Source organism: Halosimplex halophilum, assembly GCF_004698125.1.
In the GTDB taxonomy this organism is placed as follows: domain Archaea; phylum Halobacteriota; class Halobacteria; order Halobacteriales; family Haloarculaceae; genus Halosimplex; species Halosimplex halophilum.
The window spans coordinates 446,511-466,184 of record NZ_SRHV01000005.1 but is presented as its reverse complement, the minus strand read 5'-3'; the positions used below and the strand labels follow the sequence as shown (position 1 = coordinate 466,184).

Below are 19,674 nucleotides of genomic sequence, written 5' to 3'. Positions count from 1 at the left end.
GCGCATACCCTTCGATATCTGGATGGTGGTGTTAACTGTTTCGCCGGGAGTGGGCGGATGCCCAAAGATATTTTAAGAGGTCCCGGCTAATGGAGCGATATGGCAAGTGTTAGCATCGACGACGTGACGAAGATCTACGAGGACAGCGACGAGGGGCGGATACTGGCCGTCGACGGTGTGAGCCTGGACGTCAAGGACGGCGAGTTCGTGACGATCGTCGGTCCGTCGGGGTCGGGGAAGTCGACGCTGTTGCGGATGGTCGCCGGACTCGAGAGCATCACCGACGGGACGATAACGATCGGGGACCGGGTCATCAACGACGTCCAGCCCCAGGACAGGGGGGTGGCGATGGTCTTCCAGAACTACGCGCTGTACCCCCACATGACCGCCCGGAAGAACATGTCCTACGGGCTGAAACTGACCTCGGATCTCTCGGACGAGGAGGTCGACGAACGCGTCGAGGAGGCCGCCGAGATGATGGGGATCAAAGACCAGCTGGACAAGAAGCCGGGGAGCCTCTCGGGCGGCCAGCAACAGCGCGTCGCCACCGGCCGGGCGATCGTGCGCGACCCCGACGTGTTCCTGTTCGACGAGCCACTCTCGAACCTCGACGCGAAGCTCCGCGTCCACATGCGTACGGAACTCCAGCGCATCCAGGAGGAACTCGGGACGACCTCGATCTACGTGACCCACGACCAGGAGGAGGCGATGACGATGTCCGACCGGATCGTCGTCCTGGACAGCGGGCAGATACAGCAGGTCGGAACGCCGGAGCAGATCTACAACGAGCCCGCGAACCTGTTCGTCGCGGACTTCGTCGGCAGCCCGTCGATGAACACGTTCGACGTGCGGCTGAACGGGAACACGCTCGAGGGCGACGCCTTCGACTACCACCTCTCGGACCAGCACCTGGAACGGGTTCGCGAAGACGCCAGCGATGGGGAGGAACTCATCCTCGGTATCCGCCCGGAGAACATCCACCTGACCGACAACGGTGAGGAAAACGCCATCCAGGCGCACCTCGACGTCCGCGAGCCGATAGGCAGCGACAACTACCTCTATCTCACGATGGGCGGGGCCGAGTGTCGGGTCCGCGTCCCCGGCGACGTCAAGCCCGAGGTGGGGACCGACATCACGGTTCGATTCGACGAGTCGAACCTCCACCTCTTCCGGGAGGAGACCGGTCAGAACATCCTCGCGGATGTCGAACCGGCCACGCAGGCCGCCGCCACCGGTGAGAGTTCGGTCGCGACCGCCGAAGACTGACCGCGCTCCCCGCCGTCCGATCGCCCTCGATCCCTCTCACGTGTTCTCGTTTCGCCGCGGCGTAAATGTATAAATAGATACAAAATTCTTATACGTGGTCGTTCTATATCGTTCTCTATGTCACCCGATGACAATGGCGTGAACAGGCGTCGCCGTAAGTTTATCAAGGCGGTCGGTATCACTGGTGCAGCGGGACTAGCCGGTTGTAGCGGTGGCGGCGGCGGTGACGGTGGCGGCGGTGGCGGTGGCGGTGGCGGTGGTGGCGGCGGTGGCGGTGGCGGAACCACGACCGGAACTCCGTCGGCGACGCCCCCGGACGCCGACACGGTGCTCACGTACTGGACGCTGTTCGGTGGTGGCGACGGCGTCGTGATGTCGAGCATCATCGACAAGTTCAACCAGGAACGGCCGCTCGGCGACGGCGTCGGTATCAGGCGCCAGCGCGTCCCGTGGGACCAGTACTACGACAGGCTGTTCACGGCCCTGACCGGCGACGCGGCCCCCGACATGGCGATCATGCATGGGTCGCTGCTGCGACGGTTCAGCGACGTCCTCGTGAACCCGATGCAGCACCTCGATGCCGGTCTGGAGGACCAGTACCTCGCCTCACACAGCGACATGGTCACGATCAACGGCGAGGCCCAGGCCCTGCCGATGGACTTCCACCCGGCCGGGATCTACTACAACAAGACCATCTTCGAGGAGGCGGGTCTCGACCCGGAGAGCCCGCCGAGCAACTGGGAGGAGTTCAAGGCCGCGGGCGACGCGATCGTCTCGGAGACCGACAACCACGCCTGGGTGCCGACGCCCTACCAGGACGGGGTCGGTTCCTACCGCGCCTGGAGTAGCTGGGTCAAACAGGCCGGCGGCGAACTGTTCAACGACGATTACAGCGAGCCCCTGTTCAACAACGAAGTCGGTCGGGAGATGACCCAGACGTTCTACGACATGACCGGTGACTGGGGCTGGGCCGAGCAGACGTCCGAGGAGAACTGGGGGAACCGCGTCTTCCAGAACGGGAACCTCGGGATGGTCACGAACGGGACCTGGTACGTCAACGTCATGCGCGAACTCGACGACTTCGAGTGGGGCTTTTTCAAGCCCTACGTCGCTCCCGGCCACGAGCAAAACGCCGCCTGGGCGGACGGACACACCGTCATCCTGCCCCAGAGCGCCGACCGAAACGATCGGAAGACCCGGCTGGCCGCCGAGGCGGCCAACTGGATCACCACCCAGAACCCCGAGTGGGGAACCGAGGCGGGCCACCTGCCGGCCGGTCGGGAGATAAACGAGTCCGGCGCACTCGAAGAGGCGGAGATCTACGACAAGACGCTCAGCAAGTTCCTCGAGATGGCCGAGGCCGAGGAGTACTTCTTCCACCCGCAGTGGCCCCAGGGCGACCCGAACGACGAGTCCAACTGGAGCTGGCTGGTCGACGTCTGGGCGCACAACTCCGAGCCCGACGAGGCCATCCAGGGAGCCGAACAGACGATCAACAACGCCATCGGGAACTGACTTCCCCGGCCCCACACTACTATCATGTCGATACGTAACCGATTGTCAGGCCTGACTCGGACGGAGGAGGGCCACAAGCGCCAGACCATCGGCCCGGTCAGCCGGGAAACTCTCGAGGGTTATCTCTGGGCCCTGCCGTATCTGGCCGCGTTCGCCGTGTTCCTCCTGTGGCCCCTGGCCAAGGGACTGTGGATGAGCGCCCACGACTGGAACCCGCTGCTCCCCTCGGAGTCGGAGTGGATCGGGATCCAGAACTACGTGGAGCTCCTGAACGACCCGTTCTTCTGGGGCGCCCTCTGGAACACGTTATACTTCGTGGTCCTGACGGTGGCTCCGATGGTGGTCCTGAGCCTGGTCCTCGCGCTGGGCGTCAACCGCAACGTGAAGGGCAAGACCGCGCTCCGGACCATCTACTTCAGCCCCTACGTGTTGACGATCGCGGTCGTGGCGATCGTCTGGCTGGAGTTCCTGTCGACGGACTTCGGGCCGATCAACTACTACCTCGACATGTTCCTCGGGATCCGGCCCCAGTGGCTGACCTCGGAACTGCTCGCGATGCCGTCACTGGCGATGACGACGGTCTGGTGGCTGCTGGGGTTCAACTTCGTGATACTCCTCGCAGCCCGCCAGAACGTCCCCGAGCGGCTGTACGAGGCCGCACGGCTGGACGGCGCCAGCACCTGGCGCCAGTTCCGGGACATCACGCTCCCGCAGATGCGAAACGCCCTGCTGTTCGTCGTCATCATCCAGTTCATCTACCAGTTCCAGGTCTTCGGCCAGCCCTACGTCATGACCAGCGGCGGCCCGGACCAGTCCACGCGGACGATCGTCTACTACCTCTACCAGTCGGCGTTCAACCAGCAGTCGTTCGGCTACGCCGCGGCGATCGGGTACATCCTGTTCGCCATTCTGGTCATAATATCGCTCGTGAACTACTACGTCATCGGAGGAGACAATGAGTGACGCACGCCCCGACGATTCGATAGCCGGCCGCGCCTCGCGGTCGTTCGACGGACTGACGAGCAACCTCACGCTCGAGAGCGTGGGCGTCCACGCGTTCCTCTACGGGGTCGCGCTGATCTTCCTGCTCCCGTATCTCTACATGCTGACGCTGTCGTTCCAGCCCCGGAGCACCGCGATCGACGGCATCCCGTACTGGATCCCGCCGGAGTTCACGCTCGAACACTACCAGTACCTGTTCGAGAACTCACTCATCGTCGACTGGACGATCAACACGTTCATCATCGCGGGCGGGGCGACCCTGCTGATCCTAGTCGTCGACTCGATGATCGCCTACTCGCTGTCCCGGCTGAGCTGGCCCGGGCAGGCGACCATCCTCGGGATCATCGTCGCCAGTTTCATGGTCCCGTACTACCTGAACATCGTGCCGCTGTTCACGATCATCGCCGACCTGGGACTCGTCAACAGCTACTGGGGCGTCGTCCTGCCCGCGGCGGCGAGCCCGCTCGGGGTGTTCCTGCTCTACCAGTTCTTCAAGGACATCCCCGACGAGTACGAGGAGGCCGCACGCCTCGACGGGTTCTCGACGTTCCAGATCTTCACGCGGCTCATCCTGCCGCTCTCGCGGCCGGTGTTGACCGCGCTGGCGCTGTTCCAGTTCGTCTTCAACTGGAACGCGTTCCTGTGGCCGCTCGTCGTGCTGCAGGACAACGCGGCGTTCACGCTCCCGATCGGGCTCGTGTCGCTGCTCAACGCCCAGATCTACCGCCCGGGCCGCACCATGGCCGCGGCGCTCATCGCGTCGATACCGCTGCTCCTGGTCTTCCTCCTGCTCCAGCGGTACCTCGTGCAGGCCGTCGAGATGCAGGGCGTCACCGAGTGACTCCCTGCTCCTCGGACCGCTGTCCAGTCGATCCGTTCTCCCCGTTTCACCGCCGCCGAGTCGCGACGACGGCCCGTTCGGCCGCCGACCGCGCCAGCCACGGCGGATCGGACACAGCAAGTTTGGCCGGGACCGAACGACGGAGGCGGGTCGGTCCCGCAGTGTCGCACATGACCGACCCCGGCCCCGCTGTTCGACTCGCGAGAGGGGGCGACCCGTGAACGACGCTCGAGCCGCGTCCGACGCCGTCGACGACGCCGACGCCGACAGCGACGACACCGAGGTCGGCATCGAGGCGGTCCACGGAGCCTTCAGCGCGACGTTCGGGTTCCTCGCGAGGAACGCGCTCTCGGTCGTCGGTGTGAGTCTCGCGTGGGTTTTGGCGTCGCTCCCGCTGGTCACCGTCGGCCCGGCGACGCTGGGCGCCTACGCCGCGGTCGCCTCGGTGCGCGAGCAGGGATCCGTCGACATCGGTGCGGTCCGGAAGACGGTGCGCGAGCACGCCCTCGATGCCGTCTTGCTCGGGGGAGTCGTCGTCATTATAGCCGGTGTCAGCCTCCTCTACGTGGCCCAGTTCGTGCGGACGGAGGCGACCGTCGCCGGCGTCCTCGGGGTCGCGGGCCTGTACGTGACCGTCCACCTCGTGCTGGTGCTGGTCCCGACGTTCGTCGGGCTGGCCGCCGGCGTCCCGCTCGCGAAGGCCATCAGGACGAGCTACCGGTGGACCATCTCGCACTCGGTGGCCGCGCTCTCGATGCTGTTGCTCACCGGTCTGCTGCTGGCGCTGTCGCTCGTGCTCACTGTCGCGTTCGTGCTCGTGTTCCCGGCGGCCGCCGCTTGGTTCCACACGAGGTTGCTGGAGCCGCTGTTCGTCCCCGAGGCCGAACTGGTCAGCGGCGCCGAGGACCGTTCCGGGTCCGCCGAGTACGCCGGCTGACGGCCGGCGCGCCCCGCAATACCCCTCACCCGGATCCGCGCTCGCTCCGTTCGCGCGGACGCCGAAATTCGATTCGCTCGCTCGGACGAAAACGGCGACCCGGCGAACGACCCGCCGGCTCAGAGGTCCGCGTCGACGTGTTCGGCGGCTTTCAGCGTGAGCGCGGCGATGGTGAGTGTCGGGTTCATCGCGCCGCCGGTCGGGAAGACGCTGCTGGAGGCGACGGTGAGATTCTCCAGGTCGTGCGTCCGAAGCCGCGGATCCACGACGCTCTCATCGGGATCGTCGCCCATCCGCGTCGTCCCCATCGGATGGCTCCCCGACAGCGGGCTGTGAGCGGGCGTGGCGTAGTCGACGCTCGCGCCGGCCTCCTCAAGGATGTCCCGCTGGGTCCGGATGGCCTTTTCGGCCGTCGCGCGCCCGTGGTCGCCGACCGTCCAGTGGATCTGTGGGACGGGGTTGCCGTGGTCGTCGGTCTCCGAGGGGTCGAGCGTGACGCGGCTATCGGGATCCGGGAGCTGTTCGACGAGCGCCTCCGTCCCGATGTGACCACCGTAGGAGCGCTCCATCGCCGCTGTGATGTCGTCGCCCCACCCGCCATCTCCCAGCGCGGCCTCGACGGGCGAGGGGCCGGCGTAGTTGAGGAAGCCGACGAAGAAGCTCCCCGGTGTCGACTCCTCGTGGTCGTAGAACTGGTGGGTGACCGACGTGGAGAACCCGACCTGGTGTTGCCCCGTGGGTTCGGCGAGTCGCCCGGTGACGAGGTACAGCAGGTGGTCCATCAGATACCGGCCCACGGCTCCCGAGGAGTTGGCCAGCCCGTCGGGGTAGATGTCTGACTTCGAGAGCAACAGCAGGCGCGGCGTCTCGATAGCGCCGCATGCGACGACGAACTGGCGAGCTTCCTGACGGTGTTCGGTGCCGTCGGGGGTGGCGTAGACGGCCGCCTCGACGCGCTCGCCCTCCGGATCGTGTTCGAGTCGCTGGACCGGAACGCGGTCGAGCACGCGGGCGCCCTCGGACTCGGCCTTGCGGATGTGGACCGACCCGTCGTACTTCGCACCGGACGGGCAGACCGGATGACAGGTACCGTAGCCGACGCAGGCGCTGCGGCCGTCGTACCCCTCGCTGTTGCGCGCCTGGGGCACCGAGTGGACATCGATGTCCAGTTGCTCGCAGGCCGCGTCGAGGATGGAGTCGGAGTGGCTCGGCGGAAACGCCTCCATCGGGAACGGCTCCTCGCGCGGTGGCGCGAAGGGGTTGTCCTCGGCGCCGGCGACGCCCATCGCCGATTCGGCCTCGGCGTAGTAGGGCCGCAAGTCGTCGTAGGCGATCGGCCAGTCGGTCGCGAGACCGTAGCGGCTCTCCATCTCGAAGTCCTTCGGGTGGAGTCGGGGGGTGTACCCGATCCAGTGTAGCGTCGTCCCGCCGACGCCTTTGATGCGCGTCGAGTTGAGCGGGTAGTCCACATCGCCAGTCGACGTGTAGGCGTCGCGGTCGCCGCCCATCCCCCAGACCTCCGTCCAGTCGTGGGCGGGGCGCTGGTGGCGCTCCATGCGTTCGAGGCGCTCGTCGAGCGGGACGCGAGGGCCGGCTTCGAGGACGACCACATCGTGGCCGCGCTCGGCCAGCGAGTGGGCGACGATGCCGCCGGCCGGCCCCGCGCCGACGACGCAGACGTCGACTCGTTCGGAGGGCGCCCGGTCGGTCGCGCTCATCGGTCGGGACCCTGCTGGTAGGCCTCCAGTCCGCCGGGGTGGCCCGGTGGGTTTTCGAGCCCCACGAGTTGCCCGCCCTTCGGTGAGCGCAGCAGGCCGTAGAGCAACTCGTTGACGAGGTAGTACCGGATCCGCTCGCGCTCGTCGCCCTCGGGGTCGGGGTCTACCTCCGACATCCCCAGCGTTTCGAGGAGCGCGTCCCCCTCCTCGGGGTCGAGTTCGTAGAACGACGCGCTGTACTCCGAGCGCGCTCGGGCGTCAAGCGCGTCCGCGGCGTCGACCATCGCCGTGTGTCGGTCGTCGTCCTCGATCCGCCCGGACACGAACTCCCGGACGAACGGTTCGACTTCGGTAACCTCCGGAGGGTAGACGACCTCGGCGAGCGCCACCGTCGTCTCCAGCAGCGAGTCGGGGTCCTCCGTCCCCGACGGCGTTCCGTCGGACACGCCGCGGTCTGCGAACTCGAACGCACCGTACACCACGCCTCCGCCGATACCGATAGCCGCAAGCGCCGCTACCGCGTCGCGGCGTGTCAATTCCATGAGCGTACTCAGTGCGCAACTTTAGTTAACTCTTGTGTCGCTGCTGGAACGCGTTCCCGTTCGATGGAGACTGCGACCAGCGACACGGGGTGCGTACCTTTCAGACGATTCTCGCACATCACATACAATATCTTTCATAGATAGATAGAATATGTATTCGAATTAAATGGTAGGTCACCGATCGATCATGCTGTTCACTGGCCATACCTCGATATATCGCCCGTCGAACTGGCTTGTCGATCCTCGCGAAAACAACAAATTTATATCATATTTCTCCCAAAGACGGCTCAGAGTGCGTCATGCGCATTTTTATAGGATTCACAGTCCAATTTTTATTACGACATTTGTGAAGAGTGCCGATTATTACAAATTCGTTATTGTTTCGAAGTATAATCATCTGACCGGGTGTGAAAATGTCGTATCGCTGTCTACTGATCGCAGTTGTGTCGCCTGGATCGAGCAGGACACCTGCAGTCGTGCTGGGTGTCTGTGAGGGCGAGAAGTCAAGCTGGATCGGCGGTGTCCGCGAAACCGGTTACTCCAGCGTCTCCGGGTTGTGGAACGGCCACGGCCGGCCGGCGACTTCTGCGGTCGGGTCGACGACCGTCGCGATGGGCTCGGCGGACTCGTGGCCATCGTCCCCTCGTCGAGAACGATCTGTCCCGTGTCAGACCGCCGCTCGCAAGTGACAACGTGCTCCCGCTCAATCCGCCGTCGGTTCGACGTGCAGAGCCCGGTTCTCGTGGGCGATCTGGACGTTGTAGGTGCCGGGCTCGTCCGGGCCGATCTCGAAGGTCACGGGTTTACGGTCGTGAGCCGAGAGCGCCACTGTCCGGGTCGCGGTCTCGGCGCCGACCGAGAGCGGCACCTCGTAGGTCCCCTCGACCCCGGCCGTGTTGACCACGGTCAGTGACACGGTCGTCCGATCGTCGGTCGCGATCCGCTCGCGTTCGACGGCGAAGTCCTCGACGACGATAGCCCGTTTGGGAACCGTTCGCCTGACCGCGAAGGTATCCCCGGCGTCGAGCGCGAGGTCGTACGCGGGTTCGTCGGCGTCGTGGTCGAACTGCGCGGTGACGTCCTCGCCGAGTCGCTCGCCGGCGTCGCTCGTGTCGAGGCGACGAACGGACCAGTCGACGAGCGTACTGGTTTCCCCGGTGAGCCGAGCGTCGTAGGTCTCCTCGGCACCGAGCGTCGTGACGTGCCAGGTGTGTTCGCCAACCCGTTCGACCGTCGTCGGACCGTCGACGAACAGTCGGACATCGTCGTCGAGCGGGTGGTACTGCTGGGTCGCCACCTCCGGGTAGGCCCCGGCGCCGTAGAGGTCCTGTCCGACCGCGCCGAGCGTCTCGAACATCGGTTCCAGCGCGCCGAACGGTTCGAGCGGGAGCGCCCAGTCGTGGTTGACCCTGCGGCCCGACTGGGGGGAAACGCCGTCGAACACCAGCGACGGATCGGGCTGGAAACGCGCCAGCGAATCAGCGAGCGACGAACCCTTGTGTCGCAGGAGTTCGCCGGTTAGCCGGCGGGCCTCCGGGGTCAGGGCGTCCCCGGCCTCGCGGAGGTAGCGGTCGAGGTAGTAGAGCAGCGACCACTCCTCCAGGGCGTTCGCGAAGAAGTTCCCCTCGTAGCCCTCCGGCGGCATCGCCTCGTTCAGGAGGAAGACGTTCCGGCCCGCGAACGAGCCGTACTCGGGGTCGAAGAAGTACGCGTGTCGGAGCACGTTCGCCAGCCCGATGTAGGAAGCCTCGACGTATCGGTCGTCGTCGGTCCGGTCGGCCAGTCGCGCCATCGCCAGCGGGGTCAGCGGGGTCGTGGTGAACTCGTAGGAGAGTTCGAACCCGTAGTCGAGCAACCGCTCGGCGGCGGCCTCGGCCTCCTCGACGTAGCGTTGCTCGCCGGTCAGCTCGTGGTACTGCAACATCAGGTAGGCGTAGGCGCCGGTGCAGTCGTACTGGTAGCCGTCCCACTGTCGGTCCTCGGGCTCGTGGCCCGACAGCGAATCCACGTCGAGCCACATGGGGAACTCGTAGTCGAGCGCCCGGCCGACGTCGACCATCACGTCGGCGGTGTCGACGACCATCTCCGCGACGGCGTCGTCGTCGAAGGCGATGGCGAACTCGGCGGCCTGGACGACCGGCCAGAAGAGGTACCACGCGTCGACGTGGGTCAGCGTCAGCGGGGCCGGCGAGTTGCCGATCATGCCGGTGTTGCCGGCCGCGTCCTCGTAGTCGGGGTCGTAGTAGGTCTCGACGAGCGAGGCCACGTCCGCGGCCAGGTCGGCGGCCGCGTCGTCGTCGAACCGTTCGGCGTAGGCCCGGAACGGGGTGACGATACTCAGGACGGTCACGAGCTCGACGCCCCCCGGGTGGAACTGCCCGTCGTACTCGTAGCGGTTCTCGGGGGCGCGGACGGCGTCGAGGGTGTCCTCGCTGACCGCCGGCCAGTCGACCCGTTCTGGGTCCGGTCGGTCCAGCCGGTCGTAGATGGCCGCCAGGTCGGTGACGAACCGGTCGCAGTACGCGTCCGGGGCGTCGACCGGCGGCGCGTCGGGGGTGAGGACGAGCGTCGCGCCGTGGACCGTCAGCGGGTCGTCACCGGGAGCGTCGCCCGACGACGTTTCGGACGGCTCGGGAGGGACGTAGCCGACCCGTTCGGCGGAGTCCGTGACGGTCCCGCGCATGGTCGTCCCGGTGCGTCGGAAGTACTCGTCGAGCGCGGGCCAGTCGGCGAGGTACAGACACGTCGCGTCGAGCGCGTCGACGCCCGCGTAGACGAACTGGTTCAGGTCGCTCGTCCCCGCTGCGGGGTTGCTCCCGGGCGTCCCGTCGAGATACGAGGTGAACGCGTCGGCGTCGGCGTCGCCCGTGGCGGCGCGAACACCGAGTTCCGGGTCCCAGCGGGCCGTCGGGAGCGCCGCCGCGTCGTCGGGTCGCATCGTCACCTCGTAGGAGACCGTCCCCGGGTAGTCCGCCGGGAGGACCAGCGAGAGGGTGTACGGCGCTCCGTCGAGCGTCCCCTCGACGGCGACGTGCACGTCGCCCGCGTCCGTCCTGGCCGTCACCTGCGCGACGGAGCCGGCCGAGAGCGGGCCGTCGTCGGGACCGCCGGGTGACAGCGTCAGCGTGCCGCCGGGAGCGGAGCCCCCGTCGTCGGGTCGCCGTCGGATTTCCACGCAGTCGTCGTCGGGATCGACGGTGACCGCGAACGCCCCGGTTCGAGCGACCGCGCGCCCGGGTTCGTCCGCAGTCACCGCGACCGAATCCGCTCCCGTCATCGTCACAGGGACGCCAGGTCGAGCGTCACTTCGTCGACGGCGAGCCTGAGCTCTTTTTTCACGCCGCCGTCGTCGCTGACCGCGTAGTTCGCCTCGAAGATCCCCGCGTCCTCGAACTTCGAGATGTGGACCGAGATGGTCCCCTTCGAGAGGTCGAGGGCGTCGACGAGTTCGTCGATGGTGTGGGGTTCCTCGGCGACGGTCCGCAGCAACCGCCACCGCGGTTTGGAGCCGATCGCGTCGGCGACCGCGAACACGTCCTCGTCCTCGACCGACAGTTCGACGCCTCCGTCGTCGGCGCCGGTCGCCGTCGGCATCCGTCTCGTGAAGTTGTTCTGGCCGCTCATTGTGACACTGACCCACGCTTCTCTAGCGGCAATCAAAAATGTAGGGGTGTTGTTCGTATTTATCCAAATATAGTTTGATGAATCCGATGGAACGGGTGCGGCTTTGGTACTTCACTACATTTAGGAGAGACGAACGCTATCATGTCAGTAATGACCACTGGGGACGCCCGCGGCTGGTGGGAGACGGAGGGTGTTCGAGCGGTGACGCTCTACCCCTGGGCGACGATGGACGTCGATTCGGTGCTCGCGGACCTGGCGGAGCGGAACGTCAACACCGTGATGGTGATCTGCAAGGAGAGCGACGGTCGGGTGTTCTACGACTCGGACACCGTCCCGAACCAGGTGCCCGAACGCGACCTGCTGGCGGAGTTCGTCGCGGCGGCCGAGCGGCGCGACCTCAGGGTCGTCCCCGTCTTTCTCGCGCTCACGGACAAGTACCTGCTCGAACAGCACTCGGAGTTCGTCCAGGTGGCCCGCGACGGGACCGCCATCCGGTATCCCAACGTCTCCTTCGAGTGGATGCACTGGGTCTGTCCCAGCCGCGAGGCGGTCAGGGACCACCTCCTGGCGCTCGCGGAGGAGATAAGCGAGTACGACATCGACGGGATCCGCTTCCAGCACCTCGAGTACCAGCCCATCCGCAACGGCGAGAGCGACTACCTCTCCTGTTACTGCGACGAGTGTCTCGGTATCGAGGACGGCGACGAGACGGCCCAGCGCGACCACGGCGAGTGGATCGACCACCGCGTCTCGACGACGACGGACCTCCTGGCGTCGCTGGCTGCGCCGTTCGACGACGAGCAGATGGTCAACCTCCAGTTCGAGGTATACTCGGACATGGAGTCGACGCTCCGGGACAGCCGCGAGCAGCTCGGGCTCGACATCGAACGGCTCGCCGAACACGTCGACACGCTCTCGCCGCGGACGGCCCACGTCGACATGGGCGTCCACCCGCTGTGGATCCGGGACGTCACGCGCTCTCTTCGCGACGCCGTCGGGAAACCGATCGTCCCGTCGATCCGGACCGCCAGCAGCGACGACCCGGGCGATCACCTGAGTCAGGGCGAACTCCTCACGGCCATCCAGATGGCCCTCCACGGGGGAGCAGCCGGCGTGAGCCTGTTCTCGGCCGGCGCGAACATCGGCCGGCTCACCGACGACCAGTGGAGCGTCGTCGAGGAGTCGTTCGAGGGTCTCGCCGATCTGAAGGGACGATGAGAGCCGCTGTCCTCACTGGCACCGAATCGTTCGCCGTTCGGGAGCGCGACCGTCCGACCCCTGGCCCGGAGGACGTCCTCGTACGCGTCGAGGCCTGCGGCGTCTGTACGACAGATATTCACCTCTACGAGGGGTCGTTCGGCGTCGAGACGCCGCTGGTGCCCGGCCACGAGGCCGCGGGCGAGGTGGTCGCGTCGAACCGTCCCGACGTGGTGCCGGAGGGAACTCGCGTCGCGGTCAACCCGACGGTCCCCTGCAACAGCTGTCGCCAGTGCGAGGCCGGGCACGAACAGCGTTGCGAGCGGAACACGTCGCTCGGGGGCGCCGCGGAGACGGTCCGCGACGGCGCGTTCGCCGAGTACGTTCGGGTCCCGGCCGGGAACGTCGAACCGGTGGGAGACCTCCCGTTCGGCCCGGCGGCGATCGCGGAACCGCTCGCCTGTAGCCTCCACGGTGTTCGCCGAACCGGTGTCGAGGCGGGCGACGACGTGCTCGTCGTCGGCGCCGGCCCGATGGGACAGTTGCTCGTCCAGACGTTCGACGCGCTCGGGGCGGGTCGCATCGTCGTCTCGGAGCCCCGCGACGACCGTCGCGAGCTCGCGCTCGACCACGGCGCCACCGCCGGGATCGATCCCGCCGATGTCGATCCCGTGGCCGCCGTCGAACGGGCAACGGACGGCCGTGGCGTCGCGGCGGCCGTCGAGGCCATCGGGCTCCCGGAGACCATCCAGCAGGCCTACGACGCGACCCGCAAGGGCGGAACGACGCTCGTCTTCGGCGTGCCCGAGGAGGACGCGACCGTCGAGGTGAACCCGTTCGACGTGTTCTTCCACGAGCGGACGCTCACCGGGTCGTACTCGCTGACGCCCGACGATTTCGCACGGGCGGTATCGTTCCTCAGGACGGGCCGCGTCACCGTCGACGCGCTCCTCTCGGAGGACCTGCCGCTCTCGGGGATCACGGAGGCGTTCGACCGGATGCGCGCCGGCGAGGGGTATCGGTATCTGGTCCGTCCCGGGAGTTAGTCGCGGAACGGCCGTCCCGAAACGGGGCCCTCGCTAGCGGCAGTCGTCGAGATAGGACAGCGCCCGCGGCACGGCCGTCTCGTCGTCGGTTTCGCCCTCCCACTCCAGCGTGACGTACCCGTCGTAGCCGGCGGCGGCCAGCGAGTCCAGTTCCTCGGCGTAGTAGGGGTGTTCGGGGTCGCGACCGCGCTCGTCGACCGCGTCGTAGGCGGCGTGGACGTGGTCGGCGAGGTGGCGGGTCCGCTCGATCGACGGGCGACCGTCGACGTAGTTCGCCAGGTCCAGGACGAACCCGAGGTCGCCGTTGACCCGGCGGCGGACGCCGAAGATGTCGTCGGCGGTACGGATCAGGCCGTCGTGGTTGTGGTTCTCGACGGCGAGAGTCGCCTCGCAGGTGCGGGCGTGGTCGAGACACTCCTGCAGGCACCGTCCCACGTCGCGCCAGACCGCGGGGTCGCCGTGTTCGCGGTCGTGGAGGGCGGGGAAGCCGGTGAACGCGCGCACGACATCGGCGCCCAGCACGTCCGCCCGGTCGGTCCACGCGGTGACGTGGTCGACGTCTTCCCGGCGGTCCGAGCGGTCAGGTTTGGCGAAATCGTTGTAGAACACCGAGAGGCAGGCGACCTCGACCCCGTGGTCGGCCGCCGCGTCGCGGACCTCGCCCAGCGTCGCCTCGTCCCCACCGGGGAGGTGCTCCTCGATGAGTTCGACGCCCTCGACCGGGAGGTCGCTCCCGGCGCGCTCGAGAAAGCCGAACACGTCGAGGTCGCCGCGCTCGAAGGCGTCGTGGTAGGAGTAGCTCGAACAGGCGAGTTTCACGTGTCCCCCTCCAGCGGCAACGAGACCGGGCGGCGCGCCTCGGCCGCCCGGTAGATCGCCAGGACGAGCTCCAGCGCGTCCCGTCCCTCGCGGGCAGTCACCGGCGGTTCCTCGCCGTCGAGCGCGGCGTCGACGAACCGCGCGATGGGGCTCCGATACTCGGGGACCGGGACGTCGACGCGCCCGCGGTCGCCGTCGAGGTCGACGGTCAGTTCGCCGGCCACCTTGTCGACGGTGAGGACTCCCTCGGTCCCGACGACCTGCGTCTCGATCCGTTCGGGATCGGTCGTCCAGGACACCTCGAAGGTGCCGAGCCCGCCGTCGGCCAGCCGCATCGTCGCGACGGCGGTGTCTTCCACGTCGGCGTCCATCGCGAGCGTCGCCGTCTCGGCGGTCACGGACTCGACGTCGCCGGCGAGCGACAGCACGAGGTCGGCGTTGTGAATGCCGATGTCGACCATCGCGCCGCCGCCCGACGCCTCGGCGTCGGTGAACCAGGTCGACCGCGGGGCCCACCCCTCGGGACCGCTGTGGCTGAACCGCGCGCGGACCGTCTGTACGTCGCCGACGAGACCGCTCTCGAGCACCGACATCGCCTTCTGGTAGACCGGGGCGAAGCGCTCGGACTGGTCGATCATCAGGATGCCGTCGCTCGCGTCCGCGGCCGCGACCATCTCGTCGGCCTCGGCCAGCGTCGTCGCCATCGGCTTCTCACAGAGGACGTGCAGGTCCTCGGCCAGCGCCGCGGTGACCGCGTCCGCGTGCAGGTGGTTCGGGAGACAAACGCTGACCGCGTCGACGGTCCCCGACTCGACGAGGTCGCCGGTGTCGGTGAAGGTGTGTTCGGCGCCGACTTCGTCGGCGACGGCGCGCGCTTTCCGTTCCTCGACGTCACAGACCGCGGTGACCGTGGCGTCGGAGTGGTCGGCGTACCCGGGCAGGTGGAACCGCTGGGCGATCGCACCCGTGCCGATGACCCCGACCCGGAGGGTGTCCTCGTCTACGCCCTCGTCGGGCGAGTCGATCATGATCTCGCGTTGCATACGCGTCGAAGAGCGCGCGGTGCGGGCTTAACGGTACGCGAGTGTTTGATAGCGACAAAACGTCTTTGGATGTATCCAAAGAGTCGCTAAATTATAAATCACCATAAACCGCTTGTTTGGGATGTCATGGAACCTCATGATCGCAACGCCTACTCGCGGCGTCGAGTGGTGAAAGGCATCGGGCTGACCGGTGTCACGCTCGGTCTCGCGGGTTGTTCGGGCGACACCGACGGCGGCGGTGGTGACGGCACTGACGGTGCGGGCGACGGCGGTGACGGCGGTGACGGCGGTACCAGTAGTGAGAATACCCCGTCCCCCGAGCCCGTCGAATCCACCTGGAAGGGCGTCCTCACGAAACCCGGCGAGGACGGCCAGCACAACCCCTGGGGCAAGAACTACAACTTCGACGGGTTCTTCCTGTACGACCACCTGGGCCGGTACCACGGGAACAACCACGAGTTCGTCGGGTTCGTCGCGGACGACTGGAGCGTCGACGGGACGACCGCGACGCTCCAGCTCAGGGACACGTACACCTGGCACGACGGCGACCCGGTGACCGCCGACGACCTCGTCACGCAGCTGGACATCGAATCGCTGCTCGGATCCCCGTTCGACACCGTCGAATCCTACGAGAAGACGGGCGAGCGAAGCATGGAGTTCTCGCTGAGCAAACCGGCCAACGAGTTCATGGTCCTCAACCAGATCCTCAGCCGTCGGCTCCAGGCCAAGACGAGCATCTACGGCGAGTTCGCCGAGCGAGCGCGCAACGCCGAGAGCGAGGAGGAGGAGCAGGCGGTCATCACCGACCTCCAGGAGATGGAGCTGCAGTTCGGGGCCGAGAAACACCCCATCGGGAACGGCCCCTGGCAGTTCAAGAGCGCCTCGAACCAGGAGTGGACCTTCGAACTCTACGAAGACTACGACAACGGCCACTTCAGCGCCGACGAGCGCAACTTCAGCCAGGCCGGCTGGCGCTACGTCCCGAGCAAGTCCAAGCGGTCGCTCGCGCTCGCGAACGACAGGATCGACTACTGGACGAAGACCCACCCGACTCAGTCCCAGATCGAACAGCAACCCGACGCCGTCGACTGGAACAAGGTCCCGCTGTACAACGGCTACGGGCTGGTCGCGAACTTCAACAAGGAGCCCTGGGACGACCGCCGGGTCCGCCAGGCGATGCTCTACGCCATCGACTTCGGGCTCGTGGCCGAGAACACCTCCGGCGCGTACCAGCGCGACGCTATCGAGATCCCCTGCGGCGTCTCGAACAGCATGCTCGACACGTACCTCGGCGACGCCCAGGACCAGTACCTCACCTACGAGAAAGACCGGGAGAAAGCGGCGCAGCTCCTGCGCGACGCGGGCTTCTCGAAGTCCGACGGCACCTGGCAGAAGCCCGACGGGGAGCCGTTCGCCCCCACCATCAAGGAAGGGCGGGGCGGCTACTGGGTGTCTATCGGGCAGAACGTCACCAGTCAGCTGGGCAACTTCGGCGTCGACGCGGAACTCCAGAAGGTCGGACACACGCAGATGTACGGCGAGATCGTCCCGAACGGGAACTTCGACGTCATCGGCGACTGGTGGTCCGGCGTGTGGTTCCAGGCCGGCTATCCCGGCTACCACATCCGCGCCGTGACGCTGGGCTGGTGGGCGGACCAGACGAATTACCCCGAACAGATCGACGTTCCGATGCCCGTCGGGGACCCGAACGGCTCGACCGAGACGGTCGACGTCGCCCAGCTGTTCGAGGACCTCTCGACGGCGCAGGACCCCGCGGAAGAACAGCGTCTCAACCGGAAGGCCGCGTGGCTGTACAACATGACGCTGCCGAAGATGCCGATCACCGTCGAACACGACATCAACCTCTTCGACACCAAAAACTGGGAGCTCCCCCCGCTCGACGGCGAGCTCATGCAACAGGGCGAACCCCACTGGTGGGCCGACCGGATGGGCGAGATCCAGGCCCGGACCAAGTAGCGCGGTCGCCCGTCACTCATCATGGCAAGTAACCGTTACTACGCGAAACGAATCGGGCAGTCCTTCGTCACGGTGTACGCCGTCGTGACGCTCTCGTTCGTCCTCATTCGACTGATGCCCGGGGGACCGATCGACTACCTCCGGGCGCAGTACATGCGACAGAACCTCAACCAGGAGGAGATCCAGCAGAAGATCGCTCTCTACACCAACATCGAGACGGACGCGCCGATGTGGGAACAGTACGTCGAATACATGGCCGCGCTCGCGCAGTTCGACTTCGGGCGGTCCATCTTCTACGCGGAGCCCGTCGCCGGCCTGCTGGGAAGCGCCGTCCCGTGGACGGTCCTGTACATGTCCATCTCGCTGTGTCTGATGTTCGCGATCGGCGTCTCGATGGGCGCGTTCATGGCCTACCGCGAGGGCAGCCGGTTCGACACGGCCTCGACGCTCCTGTCGATCGTCGCGAACTCGGTCCCCTACTACATCGCGGCCATCCTCCTGCTGTACCTGCTCGGGTTCGAGTGGTCGGTGTTCCCGACGGCCGGCCGGATGAACCCGCAGACGAGCGTCGGGCTCAACCTCCCGTTCGTCGTCGGCGTCCTGACCCACGCGGCGCTGCCGGTGCTCTCGCTGGTCGTGACCGGATTCGGCGGGAAGGCCATCACCATGCGGGGCAACGCGATCAGCGAACTCGGCGAGGACTACCTCCGGGTGGCGCGCCTGCGCGGGCTGCCGGAGCGCCGGATCGCGCTCCGGTACGTCGCCCGCAATGCCATCCTCCCGATGTACACGGGCATCATGATCTCCATCGGGACGATGTTCGGCGGGTCGGTCATCCTGGAGAAGATCTTCGCCTACCAGGGCGTCGGCTACTACGTGTTCAAGTCGATATCGTCGCGCGACTACCCGCTGATGATGGGCGGGTTCATCCTCATCACGGTCGCGGTCGTCATCGGCGTCCTCATCGCGGACCTGACCTACGGGAAACTCGACCCCCGCGCCGGAGGTGAGAGCGATGAAGCGTACTGACGACCGGACCGGCGACGAAGACGGGGACAGCGACGAGCGCTTTCAGTCGTTCGCCGCGTCGGGCGGGGACGACCCCTCGTCGTCGGACCCTCGGGCGGTCTCGACCGACGGCGGTGCGGCGGGGTCGGTCTCGCCGTTCGAACGCGTGGCCGACGACAGCGTCGAGGGGACCGACCGGCTCCGCCAGCTCGTCGACCTCTGGCTGCTCGCGCCCGCCCGCATCGTGTGGTCGGACTGGCGGGCCCGCGCCGGCGCGGCCATCATCCTCCTGTTCGTCCTCATGGGGACCGTGGGGCCGCTGCTCGTGCGGTACCCCGAGCCCAACACCGGACCGCGACTGCTCGCGCCGTTCCAGAACTGGGCGTACCCCCTCGGGACCGACCCGAAGGCCCAGGGCGTCTTCGCCAGCGTCGTCCACGCGACGCCCGTGATGCTGAAGATGATCCTCGGCGGTGCCGTCTTCTCGATCATCGTCGCGACCGTCATCGGGATCGTCTCCGGCTACAAGGGCGGGTGGACCGAGACGGTCCTGATGACGATCACGGACATCATGATGACCATCCCGGGCCTGCCGCTCATCATCGTGGTGGCGGCGATCGTCCAGCCCGAGAGCCCGATCGTGGTCGGCGTGCTCGTCTCCATCAACGCGTGGGCCGGGCTGGCCCGAGCCGTCCGCTCGCAGGTGCTCACGATCCGCAACGCCCCGTACGTCGAGGCGTCGCGGACGATGGGACTCGGCGTACCGACCATCCTCGGGCGAGACGTCCTCCCGAACCTGATGCCGTACATCCTGGTGAACTTCGTCGGGGCGGCCCGCGGGGTCATCTTCGGCTCCGTGGGGCTGTACTTCCTCGGCGTGCTCCCGTTCTCGAACCTGAACTGGGGCGTCATGATAACCCGGGCGTACAACTCCGGGGCGCTGTACTCCGACTCGCTGCGCCACTGGTTGCTCGCCCCGCTGTTCACCGTCGTGTTCCTCTCGTTCGGGCTCATCCTGTTCGCCCAGGGCTGCGACCGGCTGTTCAACCCGCGCGTGCGAGCCAAACACGCGTCGACGGTCGACGACGACGAGGAACCGAGCGACGGCCAGGCCGCTACGACCGCGACTCGAACGTAAC

The 19,674-nt window shown here is 66.9% G+C and carries 16 protein-coding genes; 10 read left to right on the top strand and 6 right to left on the bottom strand.

The window, feature by feature from the left end; genetic code table 11:
- Positions 1-99 precede the first annotated feature (99 nt).
- The 5 genes from E3328_RS18620 to E3328_RS18600 all read left to right on the top strand — a co-directional run bounded on the left by E3328_RS18620 (position 100) and on the right by E3328_RS18600 (position 5,561).
- A complete protein-coding gene (locus E3328_RS18620; RefSeq protein WP_135366135.1) occupies positions 100-1,266 on the top strand; it encodes an ABC transporter ATP-binding protein in 1,167 nt (388 codons plus the stop codon).
- Between the two features lie 327 nt (positions 1,267-1,593).
- Positions 1,594-2,781, top strand: a complete 1,188-nt coding sequence (locus E3328_RS18615; protein WP_246023056.1) for an extracellular solute-binding protein — start codon at positions 1,594-1,596, stop codon at positions 2,779-2,781.
- Between the two features lie 24 nt (positions 2,782-2,805).
- Positions 2,806-3,744, top strand: a complete 939-nt coding sequence (locus E3328_RS18610) for a carbohydrate ABC transporter permease (RefSeq protein WP_135366133.1) — start codon at positions 2,806-2,808, stop codon at positions 3,742-3,744.
- A complete protein-coding gene (locus E3328_RS18605; protein WP_135366132.1) occupies positions 3,737-4,624 on the top strand; it encodes a carbohydrate ABC transporter permease in 888 nt (295 codons plus the stop codon). The genes E3328_RS18610 and E3328_RS18605 overlap by 8 nt, the downstream gene beginning before the upstream one ends.
- Before the next feature lie 217 nt (positions 4,625-4,841).
- Positions 4,842-5,561: a hypothetical protein gene (locus E3328_RS18600; protein WP_135366131.1), complete on the top strand. Its 720-nt coding sequence runs from the start codon at positions 4,842-4,844 to the stop codon at positions 5,559-5,561.
- Positions 5,562-5,680: 119 nt separating this feature from the next.
- On the opposite strand, the gene E3328_RS18595 is transcribed toward E3328_RS18600, so the two are convergent.
- The 4 genes from E3328_RS18595 to E3328_RS18580 form a co-directional block, all read right to left on the bottom strand.
- Positions 5,681-7,279 (bottom strand): GMC family oxidoreductase, encoded by a 1,599-nt coding sequence (locus tag E3328_RS18595; protein WP_135366130.1) that lies wholly within the window; start codon positions 7,277-7,279, stop codon positions 5,681-5,683.
- Positions 7,276-7,821, bottom strand: a complete 546-nt coding sequence (locus E3328_RS18590) for a gluconate 2-dehydrogenase subunit 3 family protein (RefSeq protein WP_135366129.1) — start codon at positions 7,819-7,821, stop codon at positions 7,276-7,278. Before E3328_RS18590 ends, E3328_RS18595 begins: the two co-directional genes overlap by 4 nt.
- Before the next feature lie 703 nt (positions 7,822-8,524).
- The gene (locus tag E3328_RS18585; protein WP_135366128.1) at positions 8,525-11,098 is read right to left on the bottom strand and encodes a hypothetical protein; all 2,574 of its coding nucleotides are present in this window, start codon (positions 11,096-11,098) and stop codon (positions 8,525-8,527) included.
- 2 nt (positions 11,099-11,100) lie between these two features.
- A complete protein-coding gene (locus E3328_RS18580; RefSeq protein ID WP_135366127.1) occupies positions 11,101-11,445 on the bottom strand; it encodes an ArsR/SmtB family transcription factor in 345 nt (114 codons plus the stop codon).
- Positions 11,446-11,595: 150 nt separating this feature from the next.
- Between E3328_RS18580 and E3328_RS18575 the strand changes: the two genes are divergently transcribed.
- Together E3328_RS18575 and E3328_RS18570 are read left to right on the top strand one after the other, a co-directional pair.
- On the top strand, positions 11,596-12,663 hold the full coding sequence (locus tag E3328_RS18575; protein WP_167837470.1) for a family 10 glycosylhydrolase: 1,068 nt from the start codon (positions 11,596-11,598) through the stop codon (positions 12,661-12,663).
- Positions 12,660-13,688, top strand: a complete 1,029-nt coding sequence (locus E3328_RS18570; protein WP_135366125.1) for an alcohol dehydrogenase catalytic domain-containing protein — start codon at positions 12,660-12,662, stop codon at positions 13,686-13,688. The genes E3328_RS18575 and E3328_RS18570 overlap by 4 nt, the downstream gene beginning before the upstream one ends.
- Positions 13,689-13,721: 33 nt before the next feature.
- Here the strand turns inward: E3328_RS18570 and E3328_RS18565 are convergent, their stop codons facing one another.
- Both E3328_RS18565 and E3328_RS18560 read right to left on the bottom strand, forming a co-directional pair.
- Complete coding sequence (locus E3328_RS18565; protein WP_135366124.1) at positions 13,722-14,507, bottom strand: sugar phosphate isomerase/epimerase family protein; 786 nt, start codon at positions 14,505-14,507, stop codon at positions 13,722-13,724.
- Positions 14,504-15,550, bottom strand: coding sequence for a Gfo/Idh/MocA family protein (locus tag E3328_RS18560; protein WP_135366123.1), 1,047 nt, complete (start codon positions 15,548-15,550; stop codon positions 14,504-14,506). The genes E3328_RS18565 and E3328_RS18560 overlap by 4 nt, the downstream gene beginning before the upstream one ends.
- Before the next feature lie 126 nt (positions 15,551-15,676).
- Between E3328_RS18560 and E3328_RS18555 the strand changes: the two genes are divergently transcribed.
- The 3 genes from E3328_RS18555 to E3328_RS18545 are packed head-to-tail and all read left to right on the top strand — an operon-like array spanning position 15,677 to position 19,673.
- Positions 15,677-17,527, top strand: a complete 1,851-nt coding sequence (locus tag E3328_RS18555; protein ID WP_135366122.1) for an ABC transporter substrate-binding protein — start codon at positions 15,677-15,679, stop codon at positions 17,525-17,527.
- Between the two features lie 21 nt (positions 17,528-17,548).
- A complete protein-coding gene (locus tag E3328_RS18550) occupies positions 17,549-18,556 on the top strand; it encodes an ABC transporter permease (protein ID WP_135366121.1) in 1,008 nt (335 codons plus the stop codon).
- A complete protein-coding gene (locus tag E3328_RS18545; protein WP_135366120.1) occupies positions 18,543-19,673 on the top strand; it encodes an ABC transporter permease in 1,131 nt (376 codons plus the stop codon). The genes E3328_RS18550 and E3328_RS18545 overlap by 14 nt, the downstream gene beginning before the upstream one ends.
- Position 19,674 lies beyond the last annotated feature (1 nt).

Excerpts from the sequence above, each read along its gene's own strand:
- E3328_RS18560 (WP_135366123.1), bottom strand. The coding sequence starts at position 15,550 with ATGCAACGCGAGATCATGATCGACTCGCCCGACGAGGGCGTAGACGAG.
- E3328_RS18605 (WP_135366132.1), top strand. The coding sequence starts at position 3,737 with ATGAGTGACGCACGCCCCGACGATTCGATAGCCGGCCGCGCCTCGCGG.
- E3328_RS18575 (WP_167837470.1), top strand. The coding sequence starts at position 11,596 with ATGACCACTGGGGACGCCCGCGGCTGGTGGGAGACGGAGGGTGTTCGA.
- E3328_RS18595 (WP_135366130.1), bottom strand. The coding sequence starts at position 7,279 with ATGAGCGCGACCGACCGGGCGCCCTCCGAACGAGTCGACGTCTGCGTC.
- E3328_RS18610 (WP_135366133.1), top strand. The coding sequence starts at position 2,806 with ATGTCGATACGTAACCGATTGTCAGGCCTGACTCGGACGGAGGAGGGC.
- E3328_RS18620 (WP_135366135.1), top strand. The coding sequence starts at position 100 with ATGGCAAGTGTTAGCATCGACGACGTGACGAAGATCTACGAGGACAGC.
- E3328_RS18580 (WP_135366127.1), bottom strand. The coding sequence starts at position 11,445 with ATGAGCGGCCAGAACAACTTCACGAGACGGATGCCGACGGCGACCGGC.
- E3328_RS18590 (WP_135366129.1), bottom strand. The coding sequence starts at position 7,821 with ATGGAATTGACACGCCGCGACGCGGTAGCGGCGCTTGCGGCTATCGGT.
- E3328_RS18555 (WP_135366122.1), top strand. The coding sequence starts at position 15,677 with ATGGAACCTCATGATCGCAACGCCTACTCGCGGCGTCGAGTGGTGAAA.
- E3328_RS18570 (WP_135366125.1), top strand. The coding sequence starts at position 12,660 with ATGAGAGCCGCTGTCCTCACTGGCACCGAATCGTTCGCCGTTCGGGAG.
- E3328_RS18545 (WP_135366120.1), top strand. The coding sequence starts at position 18,543 with ATGAAGCGTACTGACGACCGGACCGGCGACGAAGACGGGGACAGCGAC.
- E3328_RS18585 (WP_135366128.1), bottom strand. The coding sequence starts at position 11,098 with ATGACGGGAGCGGATTCGGTCGCGGTGACTGCGGACGAACCCGGGCGC.
- E3328_RS18550 (WP_135366121.1), top strand. The coding sequence starts at position 17,549 with ATGGCAAGTAACCGTTACTACGCGAAACGAATCGGGCAGTCCTTCGTC.